Origin of the sequence: Streptomyces sp. NPDC053755, from assembly GCF_040677675.1 — a bacterium.
GTDB lineage: Bacteria > Actinomycetota > Actinomycetes > Streptomycetales > Streptomycetaceae > Streptomyces.
In genome coordinates, this window is the sequence record NZ_JBFASK010000044.1 from 26390 (window position 1) to 43515 (window position 17126).

Genomic DNA, 17126 nt, shown 5'->3' on the forward strand with positions numbered 1-17126 from the left:
GAGAGGGACGTGAACCCCGATGGCGAAGCAGGATCGCGCGATTCGGACGCGCCAGGCGATCTTGGAAGCGGCCGCCACCGTCTTCGACGAGCGTGGTTACGAGGCCGCGAAGCTCTCCGACATCCTCCAGCTCGCCCAGGTCACCAAGGGTGCGCTGTACTTCCACTTCGACTCCAAGGAAGACCTCGCTCACGCCGTCATCGACGCCCAGGTGTCGGCGGCTCCGATGCCCATGCCCCAGGTGTCCAAGCTGCAGGAGTTCGTCGACATCGGCATGGTGTTCGCCCACCGGCTCACCCATGACGGCCTGTTGCGCGGCAGTGTGCGCCTCACGCTCGACCAGGGCGGCCACGAGCTCAACCGCGGCGGCCCCTACCGGGAGTGGACCGATCTGAACCTGCGGGTGCTCGAGGAGGCCAAGCAGCGCGGAGAACTGCTGCCGCACGCCGATCCGGAGGAGGTCGCCCCGCTCGTCGTGGGCGCCTACGCGGGCCTGAACCTGATGACCCAGGCGCTGGGGAGCGACCGGTCCGTGATGGACCGGTGGGCCTCGGCGCTCTACCGCCACGTGCTGCCCAGCATCGCCGTGCCCGCCGTCCTGGCGATGCTCGACATGGAGCCGGGCCGGGGCGCACGCGCGCTGCGGGCGGCCGAGGCCGCCGCGGGCTAGCGTCACCCACCGTGCGGGTGTGTGGCGTATCTGTGCCAGCAAACCATACCTACGCGCTGGTTTTCTGAGGATGACACGAACTCGTCATCTTCACGTCGTCACAAATCAACCACGGAAAGCGTACCCGTGAGTCCAGATCTTGGACGCGCGGGTACGTTTCTTCGTCTCATTCACGGAATCTTGATGACGTCACATGCCGACAAATCCGGGCATACTTGACGGAATATCGGGTCCGCGTTTCCGTACCCCACGGTTTCTTATTGACATGCCTCCCGGTCTCTTTTCTAATCGTGCAGGGCCTAGCCGCGCACAGACACTGAGGGGGCAAAGTGGACGTCCGGATCCTGGGGGGACTGTCAGTACGCGAGAACGGGGTGTCGATCACTCCGACGGCTGCCGCACCGAGGCAGCTGCTCGCACTGCTGGCGGCCAAGGCCGACCAGGTCGTGCCCGTGACCGTGCTCATGGAGGAACTCTGGCCGTCCGGCGCGCCGCGCGGCGCGCGCGTCGAACTCCAGTCTCATATCCTCGATCTGCGGGCACTCATCACGACCGCCCTGCGCAGCAACGAGCCACCGGAAGCCGGCACCGCCTGGCTGGAACGGCGGACCGCCGAGGCCGTGCTCGTCTCGCTGCCCGGCGGCTACCGCCTCGACACCGGCGGCGGCTCCAACGACGCCTGGCAGTTCGAACGGGCGGCGGGCGCCGGCTACCGCGCCATGGAGGCGGGCGACCTCCAGCGCGCCGCGCGCCGCCTCGGAGACGCCCTCGCCCTCTGGCGCGGGGAACCGTACGCGGGGGTCGCGGCCGGTCCCCACCTGCGTACGGAGATCGAGCGTCTGGAGGCCTCCCGGCTGAGCGCGCTCGACCAGTGGGTCGAGGCGCAGCTCCGGCTCGGCCGGCACTTCGAGATGATCTCCGACCTCGCCGAACTCGTCGCCCAGTACCGCACCAACGAGCCGCTGCACGGCCAGTTCATGGTCGCGCTGCTGCGCTGCGGCCGCCAGGACGAGGCGCTGGAGGTGTACCAGCGGCTCCGCAACGGACTGAAGAAGGAGACCGGCATGGAGCCCTCCGCGCGGCTGCGCAGGCTCCAGCGCTCGATCCTGACCGTACGGGACGTCGCCCGCCCCGCCTTCGGCCGCCAGACGTCCGCCCGACCCCGTCTCGTACCGGCCGGATCGTTCGTCTAGGTCGTGTCCGGAAGGCCTCCGCCCGGATCGCTTCCGGGTGGCCGGCGGCCAGGGCCCGCGGGGCACGCGAAGAGGGGCGGGACGCACGAAGCGTCCCGCCCCTCCCGTATGCGCGCGCGGCCGTCAGACGGCGGCGAAGCCCTTCTTCAGGGCGGCGGCGATCTCCACGGAGCGACGGGTCTGGAACTCGATCGCGGCCAGGTTCTCGCCCACCACGTTGTTGGCCTCGTTCGCCGAGACGCTGCTCGTGCCGTACGGATTTCCGTTGGCGGGGGCGAACTGCACCGGGTCGGCGTAACCGGGCGCCACGACGACCGCGCCCCAGTGGTAGAAGGTGTTGTTCAGCGCCAGCAGCGTCGACTCCTGGCCGCCGTGCGCGGTCGAGGTCGAGGTGAACGCCGAGGCGACCTTGTTGACGAGCTTGCCCTGCGCCCACAGGCCACCGGTGGTGTCGATGAACTGCTTGATCTGGGCGGCGGGCAGGCCGAAGCGGGTCGGCGAGCCGATCAGCACGACGTCGGCCCACTCCAGGTCCTCCGGCGAGGCGATCTCCACGTCACGGGTGGCCTCGACGTGGTCGGCCCACTCCTGCTTCGTCTCGATCACCGACTGCGGGGCCAGCTCCGCCACCTTGCGCAGCCGTACCTCCGCACCGGCCTTCTCCGCGGCACTCGCGGCGGCGACGGCCAGGGCGTGGACGTTGCCGGTGGACGAGTAGTAGATGACTGCGACGTTGGTCATGACAGACCTGCTCCTTGACTTCGGGTGACGGGCACCGGCTGGACGGAAGGGCCCGTTCGCGACCTTCTCCGAACGGTACGGCGACGATCCACGGGCCCGGGGAAAGTCCGTCAAGTCCCGGTCCCGGATGTCACTTTCCGGCGAGGTAGCGCAGCAGGAGGTCCTTGTCCTCGCCGGTCGTACGGATACCGAACAGCTCGTCCAGCGCCGACACCGTCTCCGCCGGGCTCAGCTCGCTCCGCTCGACGCGCCCGTCCGGGTACTGGAACTCGAGCGCCCTGTCCCGCAGCAAACGGCGCTCCTTCTCCGCCTGCTTCTGGACGACGAGATGACCGACGAAGGGCGAGCCGGGCCGGGTGGAGGAGATGTAGTGCGCGGCCTCGAAGTCGATGCGGAACTGCGGCTCCTGACGGAAGCCGAACATGTCGAACCACCCCTGGGGCTGGGGGATGCTCACCACCCAGTCCGGCCCCTCCGAGGCCAGCCGCCAGGTCCAGTCGCCCACCGTCGAGGTCGCGCCGTCCTCCAGCGGCAGCGCCTCCATCAGGTTGCTGTAGCCGTATCCGGCGTCGACCAGCCAGACCCGCTCGTCGGCGCCGACCAGCAGCACCGTGTGCGTACGGAAGCGGCGCCGGGTCTCGCCCTGCCGGATGCGGGCGAGGAGCCGCGTGACCGGGAAGCCGAGCCGGTCGAGCGCCGCGGCGAGCAGGAGGTTGTTCTCGTAGCAGTAGCCCCCGCGCCCCGCCTGGACCAGCTTCTCCTGGACCCGGTCGAGGTCCAGCGAGACCGGCCGGCCGAGCGCGATGTCGAGGTTCTCGAACGCGATCGCGGCCATGTGCCCGCGCTGGACGCGGTGCAAGGTGTCGGCGGTGGGCGTGCGCGGCCCGGTGAAGCCGATCCGCGCGAGGTACGCGTCGAGGTCGAGCAGCTCGCTCTGCCACTCCGGGTCGGTCTCCACCGCCACGGGCAGCCCGTACGTTCCCAGCATGGTTGTCTCCGTCTTCTCGGGATGTCCCGGGATGGCCCGGGAGGTCAGGGTCGGACGCGGTCTCCCGCGCCTCTCGGTCTCGCGGCCGCGCGGTCTCCGGGCCGCGCGGCCGGGCGGTCTCCCGGTCAGATGCGGTGCGGGTCGTCCCGCAGCAGCTCGGGAGGGATGGTGTCGGGGCAGACCGTCCCCTCGGTGGCGCCGACGGTGGTGCAGGCGACGGCGAGAGGGTCGACGGCCATGGCGGGAGGGGCGGGAGGAGTGGCAGGGGCGGGAGGAGCGGCGGGAACGACGGGGGGATCGACCACCGCGGGGAGGAGCGGTGGCCTGAGCGCCGCCGCCAGCCCGGCCGCGAGCGCCGCGCCCAGCACCGGGCCGATCAGATAGGCGGTCAGGAAGCCGAAGTTCCCCGCCCACAGCGCGGGCCCGAACTGCCGCGCCGGATTGACCGACCCGCCCGACATCGGCCCGAGGATCATGATGAAGCCGGTGATGCACAGCCCCACCACTCCTGGTATCAGCCACTCCCAGCGCGGCCGGATCAGCAGCGCCGCCACCGCCGTCATACAGATCAGCTGCGCCACGGTCTCGGCGGTCAGGACGCCCCAGAACCCCCAGTCGGGCTGCGGCGCGACGGCCGCCCAGCCGACCTGCGGCACCCCCACGTCCGCTCCCCACACCAGCCGGGCGAGCCCGACCCCGGCCACGGCGCCGGTCATCTGCGCGACGCAGAAGGGCAGCACGTCCCGGCCGGGGAAGACACGCAGCAGCCAGAGCCCGATGCTCACCGACGGGTTCATGTGCCCCGCCGTCCTGCGGGACATCGAGTAATGGATGATCACCGTGTTGACGACGCCGAAGAAGACGCCGAGCGCGACGAAGGCCGCGCGTCCTCGCAGTACGGAGCCGAGCGGCGCGTCCGGAGCGAAGATCCAGCGGGCCGTGGTGACGATGAGGAAGAGGATCCCCGCCGTGATCAGGAACTCCAGGACGACGGTGCGGACGCGAGGCGAGAGGATCGACCGGCGGGCGGCGCGGTGACGGCTCCTGTTGGTCATGGTGACCAGCTCCCAGCTGTGATGCGGTTGGAACGGGTGGCGCGCGTGGTGCGGGGCGTACACATGCGTCCGCGGCGCCGCCCACGGCCGGCAGGCCGTGCACGACGCCGCAGCAGGGCGAAAGAGCAGGTCAGAGCTCGATACGGACCTCGTAGGCGAGCGCCCAGGCGTTGAACTCGACCAGCCGCTCCATCACCGCCCGGGTTCCCCAGAGCCCACCGAGCGCCGCGTACTCCTCCAGCGGCTTGTCCAGGAGCTTCTGGATCCCCTCGCGCGGGACCAGCCGCAGCACCGGCGATCCGTCCGCCAGCAGCTCCTCGACCTTGGCGCGCAGAGCGGTGACGTACTCGACGTCCTGCGTGGAGGGGTAGGGGCTCTTCTTGCGCTCCAGCACCGACTGGGGCAGCACGTGCGCGGACGCGGCGCGCAGCAGGCTCTTCTCCCGGCCGTCGAAGTTCTTCATCTCCCACGGCACGTTGTAGACGTACTCGACGAGCCGGTGGTCGGTGAACGGGACGCGGACCTCCAGGCTGGTGGACATCGAGATCCGGTCCTTGCGGTCCAGCAGGAACTTCTCCCAGTGCGTGATGTTGAGCCAGGTCAGCTCCTTCATCCGCTCCTCGTGCCGGGAGTCGCCGGCCAGCCGCGGCACCGCCTCCAGGGACTCGGCGTACCGCCGCTTGACGTACTCCTCCAGGGAGAGCCGGTCCCAGAGGCCGATCTCCTTGATCGTGTCGAGGCCGCCGAGCCGCCGCCAGGCGTCGTACCAGGGGAACGTGTCGCCGTTGACGGCCTCCTCGTCGAAGAACCAGTTGTAACCGCCGAAGATCTCGTCGGCCGCCTCTCCCGAGAGCGCCACCGTGACGCGCTTCTTGAGCGCCTTGCACAGGTGGTAGAGGGAGTGCTCCATGTCGCCGGTCGACACCGGCAGGTCCTGGGCGCGCAGCACCGCGGCCCGGACGCCCTCGTCGAGGATGTCGGTGTTCTCCAGCTCGACGATGACGTGGTCGGCGCCGGAGTGCTCGGCCACGTCGACGGCGTAGGGAGTGTCCGGGTCCATCCAGATGCCGTTGTCGCGGAAGGTCTTGCCGTGGTCCTTGAAGTCGATCGAGAAGGCGGTGATCCGCTCGTCGGAGCCCTGGTCGCGCAGCACCTTGGCGGCGATCGCGGTCACCGCGCTGGAGTCCAGACCGCCGGAGAGCAGGGTGCCGACCTTCACGTCGGCGATCAGCTGCCGCTCGATGATGTCCTCGAGCAGCTCGCGGACCTTCGCGATGGTGGCGTCGAGGTCGTCGGTGTGGGGACGGGCCTGGAGCGTCCAGTACGTACGCGTGGTCGAGCCCGTGCGGGAGAAGCGGACGACGGTGCCGGGGACGACCTCGTGCATGCCCTTGAAGACGGCGTGGCCGGGAGTGTTGATGATGGCGAAGATCTCCGCCAGACCCTCGGCGTCGACCACCGCCTCCGCCTCGGGGTGGGCGAGGATCGCCTTGGGCTCGGAGCCGAAGAGGACGCCGTCGGCGGTGGGGTAGTAGTAGAGCGGCTTGACGCCCATCCGGTCGCGGACCAGGAGGAGCTCCTCGGTGCGCGGGTCCCAGATGGCCAGCGCGTACATGCCGTTGAGGCGCTCGGCGAACTCCTCGCCCCACTCCAGGTACGCGCGCAGCACCACCTCGGTGTCCGAGGAGGTGCGGAACTCGTGACCGAGGCCGGCGAGTTCCTCCTTCAGCTCGCGGAAGTTGTAGACCTCACCGGTGTAGATGAGGACGGGCCGGCTGTCGTCTCCGGGAACGGCGTGCATGGGCTGGCGGCCGTTCTCCAGGTCGATGATGGAGAGACGGCGGTGCCCCAGGGCGGCGTGGCGGGAGAGCCAGACGCCCCCGTCGTCCGGGCCCCGGCACTCCAGGGTCCGGGTCATGGCCTCGGCGGTGTCGCCGCCGAGCGTCAGGTCGCGGTCGTAGGCGACCCAGCCGGTGAGTCCGCACATGGCGCCTCAGGTCCTTTCCTCGAAAAACGGTGAGCGGGATGTACGGAGTCAGGTGCGGGCGGGGCGGGCCGGCGAAGGGACCGGGACCCAGCCCGCGGTGTCCCAGTGGGCCAGCTGGCGCAGCGCGGAGCGCTCGCCGATCTCGGCGACCCGCTCGCCGCCCAGGATCAGCGTGCTGGGCCGGTCCGGGGAGAACACCGGGACGGCGGGCGCGTGCGGGCTGCTCGGCGCCCCGCCGCGGGCGAAGGAGGAGAGCAGGTCGATGAAGGTGTCCGAGACCCGGCGCTCCAGCGGGCCGTCGCCGTAGTCCGGGGCGTTGACCGCCGAGGCGTAGCTGCCGAAGAGGAACTTGGAGGTGGCCTCGTGCGGGGTGCCGGTCAGCGGCGGCGCCACCGGGTGGGCGAACTCCATCAGATAGCTGGGCACCGAGGGCCGCTCCCGGGCCTGGCGCTCGGCGAGCCGGGTGATCTGGAAGCGGAAGAGGCTGTCGCCCCAGATCGCTCCCCAGATCGAGACCGGGTCCTGGGGCAGTCCGTCGATGGACGCGGCCCGGCGGTAGGCGGAGACGACCGCGTCGACCTCGGTGTCGGCGACGTGGACGGCGCCCTTGTGGAGGATGGCCCGGATCGCCGTCCGCAGGCTCTCGTCGTCGGTGGGGTGCGGGCCGGGGAAGGGGTAGCCGGGGCCGGTGGTGAAGAAGGTCCCCTCGGTGCGGCCGTAGATCGCCAGGGTCGGCAGGTCGGGGGTGGGCAGCTCGTAGTCGTGGCCGAGCATCCACCGGCCGTCGACGACGGGCCCCTGGTACTCGCGCCAGGTGGATATCTCCCGCACGGTGGGGTCGCCGGAGAAGATCTGCTCCCAGGTGTCCTTGAGCCGCTCGGCAGGTACCGCGCGCAGGCCCCGCACGGTGGTGCCCAGCTTGCGGGCGACCAGCTCGAAGACCCGGACGGAGTCCTCCGGGCTCATCGAACTGGCGGGCTCCCAGACGTGCTTGGCGCTGATCGGGACGATCCGCTTGATGATGCCGCGCAGCTCCGGAAGAAGGGCGAGCTGCCAGGTCGAGGAGCCGCCCGCGGAGGTGCCGGCGAGGGTGATGTTGTCCGGGTCGCCGCCGAAGGCCGCCGCGTTGCGCCGCACCCAGTGCACCAGCGCCACCTGGTCCTGGAGGCCCCAGTTGGAGCAGCCGCCGGTGCGGGCGTCCGCGAGGTCGGGGTGCAGGCCCCAGCCCAGCGCCCCCAGGCGGTAGTTGAAGGTCACCACGACCATGTCGCCCCGAGCGGCGGGCCGGGCGCCGTCGTAGTCGGGCTCGCTGCCCGCGCCCAGGAACCAGCCGCCGCCGTGGATGTAGACCACGACCGGCCGGGAACCCCGGGTGTCGGGGGTCCAGACGTTGGCGTACAGGCTGTCCTCGCTGGAGCCCGGAAGGTACGACTGGTACGAGACGGGGGCGAACGCGGTCGCGTCCCGCACCCCGCTCCACGGGTCGACCGGCCGCGGCGAGCGGTAGCGCAGCGCGCCGACCGGGGGAGCGGCGTAGGGGACACCGCGGAAGACGGACAGGCCGCCGGACCGCTCGCCCCTGATCAGCCCACCGCCGACCCGGGTGACGACGTCCGTGCTCTGCGCGGCGGACGCGGTGCCGGCCGTGGCGGCGCCCGTCACGGTCATCGCGGTCGCCATTGCTGCGGCGCCCGCGACGACCGTACGTCTGCGCGGACTGTATGGCGGCTCATGTCCAACTCCCGACCGGTCCATAAACAAAACTCCTCGGGTATGCGAATGCCGAAAGACGGCACGTCGAAGAGTGACGACGGTGCGAGGGTGCCGTACGCTCCTGCCTCGGCCAATCGGCGTCGGCGTACTCAGTCAGGTCAGTCGGAGCGCTGCCGCCTGCCGATGTCACGGTGACCTGACGGATTCACTCCCGAAGCTTTGAGCACACTCGTCGGGGTCGGCAGGATCGAGGTATGACAACGTCGATTCTGGACTCGCGCCCCCTTTTCGACCTGGGTGCCGACATTCACATCGCGGCTACCGCCGACAAGATCTACTCGATCGTCAGTGACATGAAGCGGCATTCCGAGTGGAGCTCGGAACTCCAGGACGGAAAGTGGCTGTCCGGGGAGCCGGGTCAGGTCGGTTCGATCTTCGAGGGAGAGAACTTCCGAAGCGACGACATCGTGTCCTGGGCGCCGCTCATCCGCGGAATCTGGCACACGAAGTCGGAAGTCGTGGAGACCACTCCGGGTCGTGCGTTCCGCTGGAAGATCCACTCGAAGACCGGTGCTCCGCAGGAACTCACCTGGTCCTTCCTCATCGAGCCCGACGAGAACGGCGCCACGCTCACCCAGACATTCCGTATGGGATACGCGTCGCCCGGAATCCACGAGATCACCAAGGACATGGACGAGAGCGAGAAGCGGAAGTTCATCGCCGACTGGACCGAGAAGATGACCCGGGACGTCACCGAGACGCTGGGCAGGATCAAGGTCGTCGTCGAGAAGGACTGACGCTCCCGCTCCCTTCCGGAAACGACGCGGTGACGGGCCGGCCCGCCTGGGCCGGCCCCTCGCACGCCCGGGCCCTCGGCCCGGGCCGTCCCGAACCACCGGTCCCGTCCGACCGGTGTCCCGAACCTCCGGTCCCGTCCGACCGGTGTCCCGAACCACCGGTCCCGTCCGACCGGTGTCCCGCCCTCGGCCCCGTCCGGCCGCGGGCGTTCCCCCGGGCCCGTCCGCCCGGGGGCCAAGAACTCGGCCCCGCCTGACCACCGGGGCCGGCAGCCCCGACCCGTGTGACCGCGGGCCGGGAAGTCCCGGCCCCGCCTGACCACCGGGGCCGGCAGCCCCGGCCCGTGTGACCGCCGGCCGAGGGCCTCGGCGCCGGCCGAGGAACCGGCCCCGCACCGCCGGGGCCGTGAACCCCCACACCCCCACGCCCCCCCCACGTCCCCCCACGCCCACAGCACGGAGATACGGGCGCGCGACGGACGCGCGTCCATGACGAGGGGAATCCCCATGCTTTCCAGACGACGGTTCATCGGTACCGCTCTCGCCGCGGGCGGGACGGTGGCCACCGGCGCAGCCCTGACCCCGCTGCTCGGCTCCGCGCCGGCCTCCGCGGCCGGCTCGACATCCGTCGCGTTCTTCACCCAGCCGATGCCCCTGCCGCAGGTCATCGCGCCCAGCTCCACCGCCAACGGCGTGGACACCTACAACATCTCGATCAAGCGGACCAGCAAGGAGATCCTGCCCGGCAAGTTCACCGAGGTCTTCACCTTCAACGGCGGCTTCCCCGGGCTCATCCGGGCCACGTCCGGCCGCCCGGTCGTCATCAACCAGTACAACAAGCTGACCATGCCGGCCTCGATCCACCTGCACGGCGGTCACGTGGCCCCGGAGCACGACGGCGACCCGATGGCGACCATCGCGCCCGGCGGCGTCCGCACGTACCACTACCCCAACCGGCAGGCGCACGCGCCGCTCTGGCTGCACGACCACGCCCACCACATGGAGTCCGAGCACGTCTACCGCGGCCTGTCCGCGTTCTACCTGCTCACGGACGCCGAGGAGAAGGCGCTTCCGCTGCCCTCCGGTCCGTACGACGTGCCGATCATGCTCCGCGAGGGCCACTTCGACGACAAGGGGCAGCTCGTCTACACGATGGACGACTTCCGCAGTCGCTCCACCATCATCGCCAACGGCAAGGCGTGGCCGTACTTCCAGGTCACCGCCCGGAAGTACCGCTTCCGGCTGCTCAACTCCACCAACCTGCGGTTCTTCACGCTCCGGCTCGCGGACGGCTCGCCGTTCATCCAGATAGGCTCCGACGGCGGCCTCCTGGAGAAACCTTTCTCTACCGACGCCGTCGCCCTCTCGCCGGGCGAGCGCGCCGACGTCGTCATCGACTTCTCCCGCTATCCCGTCGGCACCCGGCTGGTCCTGGAGAACACCGAGGGTCCCGGGCCCGCCGAGCTGACGGGCAAGGTGCTCCGCTTCGACGTGGTGAAGACCACGACGGACGCCAGCTCCGTCCCCGCCACCCTGCGCACGCTGCCCCCGCTGCCGGCCGTCACCGGCCACCGGACCGTCGTCATGAGCATGGACGAGGACGGGCGTCCCCAGCCTCAGGGCTATATGGACGGAAAGGTCTACGACCACGACCGCATCGACAACACCGTCCCGTTCGGCAGCTCGGAGATCTGGACGGTGACCAACAGCAACCAGGCCATTCCGCACAACTTCCATATTCACCTCGTGCAGTTCCGCGTATTGGAGCGGAACGGAAATCCGCCCGGTCCGGCCGAGGCGGGACTCAAGGACACGATCCGGGTCATGCCAGGCGAGACGGTGAAGTTCCAGGCGACTTTCGACAGCTATCGCGGAAAGTATCTGTACCACTGCCACATGCTCGACCACGCGGCCATGGGAATGATGGCCCAGATGGAAATCGTGTGAACGGAGCACGAACCGGAACGCGAAACGCCTCCTCACGCTGTGCAGGTGGCCTCGCACACCCGCGAACCGGAACTCCATCGGACCTGATGGATCCTCGGCCCACTTGACGGAGTGCGGTGGCCGGCATTGGCCGCGCCACCGCGCCCGGCACATGATTCGAACGAATTCCGGGCCGGTCGGCCCTGCTTCGGACACCGGTTCGGTGTCCCGCCGGCCGGCCCTTCGCCCGCCCCGCGCGCTCTGCTCGTGCCATGCCCCGCGCCCTTCCCGCCGAGCGGATCTCCGCCACGAAGAATGCCGCCGCACCGTCGCCCTGTCGTCTTAGGAGAGACCCCCAGTGGACAACACTCTGCTCGACATCCGGCAAAGGCCGGCTCTGCAACAGCCCGTCTGGGAAGACGAGTCGCAGGTCGAACGCGTACGGGAGGAGCTGAGCGTCCGGCCCGCGCTGGTCAGCCCGCAGGACGTGCACACCCTGCGCACGCTCCTCGCCCGCGTCGCCGCCGGCGAGGCAGTGATCGTCCAGTCCGGGGACTGCTCCGAGGACCCCGACGAGTCCACCGCCCAGCACGTCGCCCGCAAGGCCGCCGTCCTCGACCTGCTCGCCGGCGCCATGAAGATGATCACCCACAAGCCGGTGATCCGCGTGGGCCGCATGGCGGGCCAGTTCGGCAAGCCGCGCTCCAACAACACCGAGAAGATCGGTGAACTCGAACTCCCCGTCTACCGCGGGCACATGGTGAACGGCCCCGAGCCCGACCCGGAGTCCCGCCGTCCCGACCCGCTGCGTCTGCTCACCGGCTACATGGCCGCCAACGACATCATGGGCCACCTCGGCTGGCGCAAGCCCGTCGGCCGCCCGGTCATCGACCCGCCCGTGTGGACCAGCCACGAGGCGCTCCTCCTCGACTACGAGGTGCCGATGCTCCGCCGCGACGACGAGGGCCGGCTGCTGCTCGCCTCCACCCACTTCCCGTGGATCGGCGAGCGCACCCGCCGGACGGACGGCGCCCATGTCGCCCTCCTCGCCGAGGTCGTCAACCCGGTCGCCTGCAAGGTCGGCCCCAGCATGTCCACCGACGAGCTGCTCACCCTCTGCGAGATCCTCGACCCCGCCCGCGAGCCCGGCAGGCTCACCCTCATCGCCCGGATGGGCGCCGAGAACGTCGCCCGGAAGCTGCCGCCGCTCGTCGAGGCCGTCCGCGCCGCCGGCCACCCGGTCATCTGGCTCACCGACCCGATGCACGGCAACACCGTCAACGCCCCCGGCGGTCTGAAGACCCGCTACACCACGACCATCGAGCGGGAGATCTCCGAGTTCCAGCTCGCCGTGCGCTCCTCCGGAGGCATCGCGGGCGGCGTCCACCTGGAGACCACCCCCGACGACGTCACCGAGTGCGTGCTCGGCGAGCAGTGGGCGGGCCGCTGCGGCGAGTACTACACCAGCTTCTGCGACCCCCGGCTGAACCCCGGCCAGGCCGTCACGGTCCTGTCCGCCTGGCGCGCCTGACGTCCCGCGGCCGGCGGCCCGCGCACGGCGCCCCGCCGTCGCCGCCCACGACCCACGCCACGACCCACGCCACGACCCACGTCCACGACCTACCGGAGGAACCGTCATGCAGGACAAGATCGCCCTTGTCACCGGCGCCGCGGGGGGCATCGGCGCCGCGGTGGTCCACGCACTGGCCGACCGGGGTGTCACGGTCGCCGCCGTCGACCGCGACGAGACCACCCTGAAGCAGCGGGTCGCCGCGTACACCGCCGAAGGGCTGGCCGTCGAGGCGTTCCCCGCCGACGTCACGGACAGCGCCCAGGTCAACGCCCTCGTGGACGAGGTCGAGCGGCGCCTCGGCCCCATCGACTACCTCGTGAACTCGGCCGGCGTCCTGCGACTGGGGCCCGTGCGCACCTTCACCGACGAGGACTGGGCCGCCACCTTCGCCGTCAACGCCACCGGCGTCTTCCAGGTCTCCCGGGCCGTCGTCGACCGCATGATCCCGCGCGGCTCCGGGGCGCTGGTGACGGTCGCCTCCAACGCCGCCAACACCCCGCGCAGCGAGATGGCCGCCTACGCCGCCTCCAAGGCCGCCGCCTCCCTCTTCACCAAGTCGCTGGGTCTCGAGGTCGCGCGGTACGGCATCCGCTGCAACCTGGTCGCGCCCGGCTCCACCGACACCCCGATGCTCTCCTCCATGTGGCACGACGAGTCCGGTCCCAAGGGCACCATCGAGGGCCGCCCGGAGGCGTTCAGGGTCGGCATCCCGCTGAAGAAGCTGGCGCTGCCCACCGACATCGCCGACGCGGTCGTCTTCCTCCTGTCCGACCAGGCGTCCCACATCACGCTCCACGACCTCACGGTCGACGGCGGGGCGTCCCTCGGCGCGTAGACACCTCCGGCGCCGGCCCTCCGGGGCCCGTGCCCGAGACGCCGAGGCCCGGGCGCCAGGTCCCGGGAACCCGTGGCCCCGCGCCGCGCGGCCGGCCGGCCGCGCGGCCGGTGGCGTCACCCCTCATCCGCTCACGTACCGAGAGGACGGTCATGGCCGGGATACCGCCCATCGAGGCCTATCCGTTGCCGACGGCCGGCTCACTGCCGCCCGCCACCCCGCACTGGACCGTGGACCCGGACCGCGCGGTCCTGCTCGTCCACGACATGCAGCGCTACTTCCTGGCGCCGTTCCCCTCGCCGCTGCGCGAGGAGATCATCGCCAACGCAGCGCTGCTCCGCGACCGCTGCGCCGCACACGGCGTCCCGGTGGCGTACACCGCCCAGCCCGGCGGCATGACCCCCGAACAGCGCGGCCTGCTGGCCGACTTCTGGGGGCCCGGCATGCGCGTCGACCCCGTGGACCGCGAGGTCGTGGAGCCCCTCGCGCCGACGTCCGGCGACTGGCTGCTCACCAAGTGGCGCTACAGCGCCTTCTTCAAGACCGACCTGCTGGAGCGGATGCGGGCCCAGGGGCGCGACCAGCTGATCATCTGCGGTGTGTACGCCCATGTCGGCGTCCTCGCCAGCGCCGTCGAGGCGTTCACGAACGACATCGAGACCTTCCTGGTCGCCGACGCGCTGGGCGACTTCACCGAGGACGAGCACCGCCTGGCCCTCACCTACGCGGCCAAGCGCTGCGCCGTCGTCACCACAACGAAGGAGGTGCTGGGATGAGCGCGCCCGTCCCGCAGGATCTGCTCGGCCGCATCCTCGGCCCCAACCCGCCCGCCTTCGCGCTCCTGTACCGGCCCGAGACCACCGGCCCCGGAGCCGTCGACCTGCTCACGGGCGGCATCTCGCTGCCCGCGACCCTGGCCGACATCCCCGTGCGGGAGGACACCGGCGCCGGGCGCCACGACGTGCTCGCCGTCGTCCCGTACCGCCAGATCGGCGAGCGCGGCTACGACCACGCCGACGACGACGCGCCGCTCATCGCCATGACCGTCGACGAGCAGGCCACCCTGCCGCTCGCCACCGTCCTGGCCGCGCTCCCCGACGTCCCGATCACCCTCGGCGACGGCGGCTTCGACGTCGACGACGACGCCTACGCGGAGATCGTGCGCCGCATCGTCGCCGACGAGATCGGCACGGGCGAGGGCGCGAACTTCGTCATCCGCCGCTCCTTCACCGCCGAGATCACCGACTACGGCCCCGGCAGCGCCCTCACCTTCTTCCGCCGCCTGCTCCAGCGCGAGACCGGCGCGTACTGGACCTTCGTCATCCACACCGGCGAGCGCACCTTCGTCGGCGCCTCACCGGAGCGGCACGTCAGCCTCGCCGACGGCACCGCCGTCATGAACCCCATCAGCGGCACGTACCGCTATCCGGCGTCCGGGCCCACCCTCCCCGGCGTGCTCGACTTCCTCGCCGACCGCAAGGAGGTCGACGAGCTGTACATGGTCGTCGACGAGGAACTGAAGATGATGGCCCGGATCTGCGAGGACGGCGGCCGGGTCGTCGGCCCGTACCTCAAGGAGATGGCCCGCCTCGCCCACACCGAGTACTTCATCGAGGGGCAGACCGACCGCGACCCGCGCGAGATCCTGCGCGAGACGCTGTTCGCGCCGACGGTGACCGGCTCGCCGCTGGAGAGCGCGGCCCGCGTCATCGCCAAGTACGAGCCGCACGGCCGGGGTTACTACAGCGGCATCGTCGCCCTCATCGGCCGCGACGCCCTCGGCGGCCGCGCCATGGACTCCGCCATCCTCATCCGTACCGCCGACATCGACGCGGCCGGCCGCGTCTCCATCGGCGTCGGCGCCACCCTGGTGCGCCACTCCGACCCCGAGTCGGAGGTCGCCGAGACCCGCGCCAAGGCCGCCGGGCTGCTCTCCGCCCTCCAGGAGGACGGCGTCGCGCGCTTCCGCGCGCATCCGCGGGTGCGCGAGGCCCTGGAGCAGCGCAACGCGACCATCGCCGGCTTCTGGCTGGCGGGCGAGGCGGGCCGCGGGAACCCGGACCCGGTGCTCGCCGGACAGCGCGTCCTGATCGTCGACGCCGAGGACACCTTCACCTCGATGATCGGGCAGCAGGTGCGGGCCCTGGGACCGGAGGTGACGGTCCGACGCTTCGACGAGGAGTACGCCTTCGACGGCTACGACCTCGTCATCATGGGCCCCGGCCCCGGCGACCCGCGCGAGGCAGGACACCCCAAGATCGCCCACCTGCGGGAGGCGGTCTCCACCCTGCTGCGCGAACGCCGGCCGTTCCTCGCGGTCTGCCTCAGCCACCAGGTCCTCAGCCTGCGCCTCGGCCTGGACCTCGCCCGCCGTGACGTGCCCAACCAGGGCGTCCAGAAGGAGATCGACCTCTTCGGCAGCCGCGAGCGGGTCGGCTTCTACAACACCTTCGCCGCCCGCAGCGACACCGACCGGTTCCACAGCGCGGGCGTCGGGGACATCGAGGTCAGCCGGGACCCGGACACCGGGGAGGTGCACGCCCTGCGCGGACCGCACTTCGCGTCCATGCAGTTCCACGCCGAGTCCGTGCTCACCCAGCGCGGCCCGCGGATCGTCGCCGCCATGCTCGGCGGCCTCGTGAAGAACGCCGCGGTCGGCGGTGCCGTGGCCGCCGGCGTGCCCGTCGCATGACCGGCCCCCTCGTCGTCCTCGTCGGGCCCATGGGATCGGGCAAGTCCACGGTGGGCGCGCTCCTCGCGGAACGCCTGGGCACCGCCCACCGGGACACCGACGACGACATCGTCGCCGCCCAGGGCCGCCGGATCAGCGAGATCTTCGCGACCGACGGCGAGGCGCGCTTCCGCGCCCTGGAACACCGGGCGGTGAGGGCGGCCATGGCCGAACACGACGGGGTGCTGTCCCTCGGCGGTGGCGCCGTCACCGACGCCGCCACCCGGGCCCTGCTCGCCGGACGGCCCGTCGTCCATCTCGCGCTCGACGCCGAGGAGGCCGTACGGCGGGTGGGCGGCGGCGCCGGCCGGCCCCTGCTCGGCGGCCGGGGCGCCCCCGGCGGCAGCGGCGCGGACGACCGCGCGGACGGGGGCGCGGACGGGGGCGCGGACGGCGAAGCCGAGGCCGCCGCACGGTGGCGGACGCTGATGGAAGCGCGCCGCCCCCTGTACGCACAGGTCGCCCGCACGGTCGTGGACACCTCGGGCCGCACCCCCGACGAGGTCGCCACCGCCGTGCTCCACGCCTTGGAGCTGACCCCCTCATGACATCGCCCCCACGGGACGTGACCACCCTTCCGGTCGGCGGATCGGCGGGCTCGGAGCCGTACGAGGTGCTGGTCGGACAGCGGCTGTACGGCGAGCTCCCCGCCCTCGTCGGCGACAGGGCCGTGCGGGTGGGCCTGATCCACCCGGCCGCGCTCGCCCCGCTCGCCGACCGGATCGCCGACGTGCTCACCGCCCCCGACCGGACCGTCGTGCCGGTCCGGGTGCCGGACGCCGAGGAGGCCAAGACCGCCGGGGTGGCCGCCGCGTGCTGGGAGACACTCGGCCGCCACGGCTTCACCCGCACCGACGTCGTGGTGGGCGTGGGCGGCGGCGCGACCACCGACCTGGCCGGTTTCGTGGCGGCGAGCT

General features: G+C 71.3%; 14 protein-coding genes and 1 pseudogene. 10 read left to right on the plus strand and 5 right to left on the minus strand.

Annotation, left to right across the window (positions count from 1 at the left end; all coding sequences use genetic code 11):
* Positions 1-19: 19 nt before the first annotated feature.
* Positions 20-670, plus strand: a complete 651-nt coding sequence (locus AB0K65_RS28970; protein ID WP_365721640.1) for a ScbR family autoregulator-binding transcription factor — start codon at positions 20-22, stop codon at positions 668-670.
* Positions 671-999: 329 nt separating this feature from the next.
* Positions 1000-1863, plus strand: a complete 864-nt coding sequence (locus tag AB0K65_RS28975; RefSeq protein WP_365721642.1) for an AfsR/SARP family transcriptional regulator — start codon at positions 1000-1002, stop codon at positions 1861-1863.
* A gap of 123 nt (positions 1864-1986) precedes the next feature.
* Here AB0K65_RS28975 and wrbA read toward each other — a convergent pair whose 3' ends face one another.
* The 5 genes from wrbA to AB0K65_RS29000 form a co-directional block, all read right to left on the minus strand.
* Positions 1987-2604, minus strand: a complete 618-nt coding sequence (gene wrbA, locus AB0K65_RS28980; RefSeq protein WP_365721644.1) for an NAD(P)H:quinone oxidoreductase — start codon at positions 2602-2604, stop codon at positions 1987-1989.
* A 130-nt stretch (positions 2605-2734) separates the two neighbouring features.
* Positions 2735-3592 (minus strand): arylamine N-acetyltransferase, encoded by an 858-nt coding sequence (locus AB0K65_RS28985; protein WP_365721646.1) that lies wholly within the window; start codon positions 3590-3592, stop codon positions 2735-2737.
* 125 nt (positions 3593-3717) lie between these two features.
* Positions 3718-4647 carry an aquaporin gene (locus AB0K65_RS28990; RefSeq protein ID WP_365721648.1) on the minus strand — a complete coding sequence of 310 codons (930 nt, stop codon included), beginning with the start codon at positions 4645-4647 and terminating at the stop codon, positions 3718-3720.
* 130 nt (positions 4648-4777) lie between these two features.
* A complete protein-coding gene (gene asnB, locus AB0K65_RS28995; protein ID WP_365721650.1) occupies positions 4778-6634 on the minus strand; it encodes an asparagine synthase (glutamine-hydrolyzing) in 1857 nt (618 codons plus the stop codon).
* 48 nt (positions 6635-6682) lie between these two features.
* Complete coding sequence (locus AB0K65_RS29000) at positions 6683-8302, minus strand: carboxylesterase family protein (protein WP_365721652.1); 1620 nt, start codon at positions 8300-8302, stop codon at positions 6683-6685.
* 299 nt (positions 8303-8601) lie between these two features.
* On the opposite strand from AB0K65_RS29000, the gene AB0K65_RS29005 reads away from it, so the two are divergent.
* The 8 genes and pseudogenes from AB0K65_RS29005 to AB0K65_RS29040 all read left to right on the plus strand — a co-directional run.
* Complete coding sequence (locus AB0K65_RS29005; RefSeq protein ID WP_365721654.1) at positions 8602-9144, plus strand: SRPBCC family protein; 543 nt, start codon at positions 8602-8604, stop codon at positions 9142-9144.
* Between the two features lie 507 nt (positions 9145-9651).
* Positions 9652-11091: a multicopper oxidase domain-containing protein gene (locus AB0K65_RS29010; RefSeq protein WP_365721656.1), complete on the plus strand. Its 1440-nt coding sequence runs from the start codon at positions 9652-9654 to the stop codon at positions 11089-11091.
* Between the two features lie 337 nt (positions 11092-11428).
* Positions 11429-12601 (plus strand): 3-deoxy-7-phosphoheptulonate synthase, encoded by a 1173-nt coding sequence (locus AB0K65_RS29015; protein WP_365721658.1) that lies wholly within the window; start codon positions 11429-11431, stop codon positions 12599-12601.
* Positions 12602-12707: 106 nt separating this feature from the next.
* Complete coding sequence (locus AB0K65_RS29020) at positions 12708-13478, plus strand: 2,3-dihydro-2,3-dihydroxybenzoate dehydrogenase (protein WP_365721660.1); 771 nt, start codon at positions 12708-12710, stop codon at positions 13476-13478.
* Positions 13479-13630: 152 nt separating this feature from the next.
* A complete protein-coding gene (locus AB0K65_RS29025) occupies positions 13631-14254 on the plus strand; it encodes an isochorismatase family protein (RefSeq protein WP_365721662.1) in 624 nt (207 codons plus the stop codon).
* On the plus strand, positions 14251-16170 hold the full coding sequence (locus tag AB0K65_RS29030; protein ID WP_365721664.1) for an anthranilate synthase family protein: 1920 nt from the start codon (positions 14251-14253) through the stop codon (positions 16168-16170). The genes AB0K65_RS29025 and AB0K65_RS29030 overlap by 4 nt, the downstream gene beginning before the upstream one ends.
* On the plus strand, positions 16167-16757 hold the full coding sequence (locus AB0K65_RS29035; protein ID WP_365721666.1) for a shikimate kinase: 591 nt from the start codon (positions 16167-16169) through the stop codon (positions 16755-16757). The genes AB0K65_RS29030 and AB0K65_RS29035 overlap by 4 nt, the downstream gene beginning before the upstream one ends.
* A pseudogene (locus AB0K65_RS29040) lies at positions 16754-17126 on the plus strand (3-dehydroquinate synthase); the annotation flags it as partial. The gene AB0K65_RS29035 and the pseudogene AB0K65_RS29040, both read left to right, overlap by 4 nt.

Coding starts and splice junctions, on each gene's coding strand:
- AB0K65_RS28970 (WP_365721640.1), top strand. CDS start 20: ATGGCGAAGCAGGATCGCGCGATTCGGACGCGCCAGGCGATCTTGGAA.
- wrbA (WP_365721644.1), bottom strand. CDS start 2,604: ATGACCAACGTCGCAGTCATCTACTACTCGTCCACCGGCAACGTCCAC.
- AB0K65_RS28985 (WP_365721646.1), bottom strand. CDS start 3,592: ATGCTGGGAACGTACGGGCTGCCCGTGGCGGTGGAGACCGACCCGGAG.
- AB0K65_RS28990 (WP_365721648.1), bottom strand. CDS start 4,647: ATGACCAACAGGAGCCGTCACCGCGCCGCCCGCCGGTCGATCCTCTCG.
- asnB (WP_365721650.1), bottom strand. CDS start 6,634: ATGTGCGGACTCACCGGCTGGGTCGCCTACGACCGCGACCTGACGCTC.
- AB0K65_RS29000 (WP_365721652.1), bottom strand. CDS start 8,302: ATGACCGTGACGGGCGCCGCCACGGCCGGCACCGCGTCCGCCGCGCAG.
- AB0K65_RS29005 (WP_365721654.1), top strand. CDS start 8,602: ATGACAACGTCGATTCTGGACTCGCGCCCCCTTTTCGACCTGGGTGCC.
- AB0K65_RS29010 (WP_365721656.1), top strand. CDS start 9,652: ATGCTTTCCAGACGACGGTTCATCGGTACCGCTCTCGCCGCGGGCGGG.
- AB0K65_RS29020 (WP_365721660.1), top strand. CDS start 12,708: ATGCAGGACAAGATCGCCCTTGTCACCGGCGCCGCGGGGGGCATCGGC.
- AB0K65_RS29025 (WP_365721662.1), top strand. CDS start 13,631: ATGGCCGGGATACCGCCCATCGAGGCCTATCCGTTGCCGACGGCCGGC.
- AB0K65_RS29030 (WP_365721664.1), top strand. CDS start 14,251: ATGAGCGCGCCCGTCCCGCAGGATCTGCTCGGCCGCATCCTCGGCCCC.
- AB0K65_RS29035 (WP_365721666.1), top strand. CDS start 16,167: ATGACCGGCCCCCTCGTCGTCCTCGTCGGGCCCATGGGATCGGGCAAG.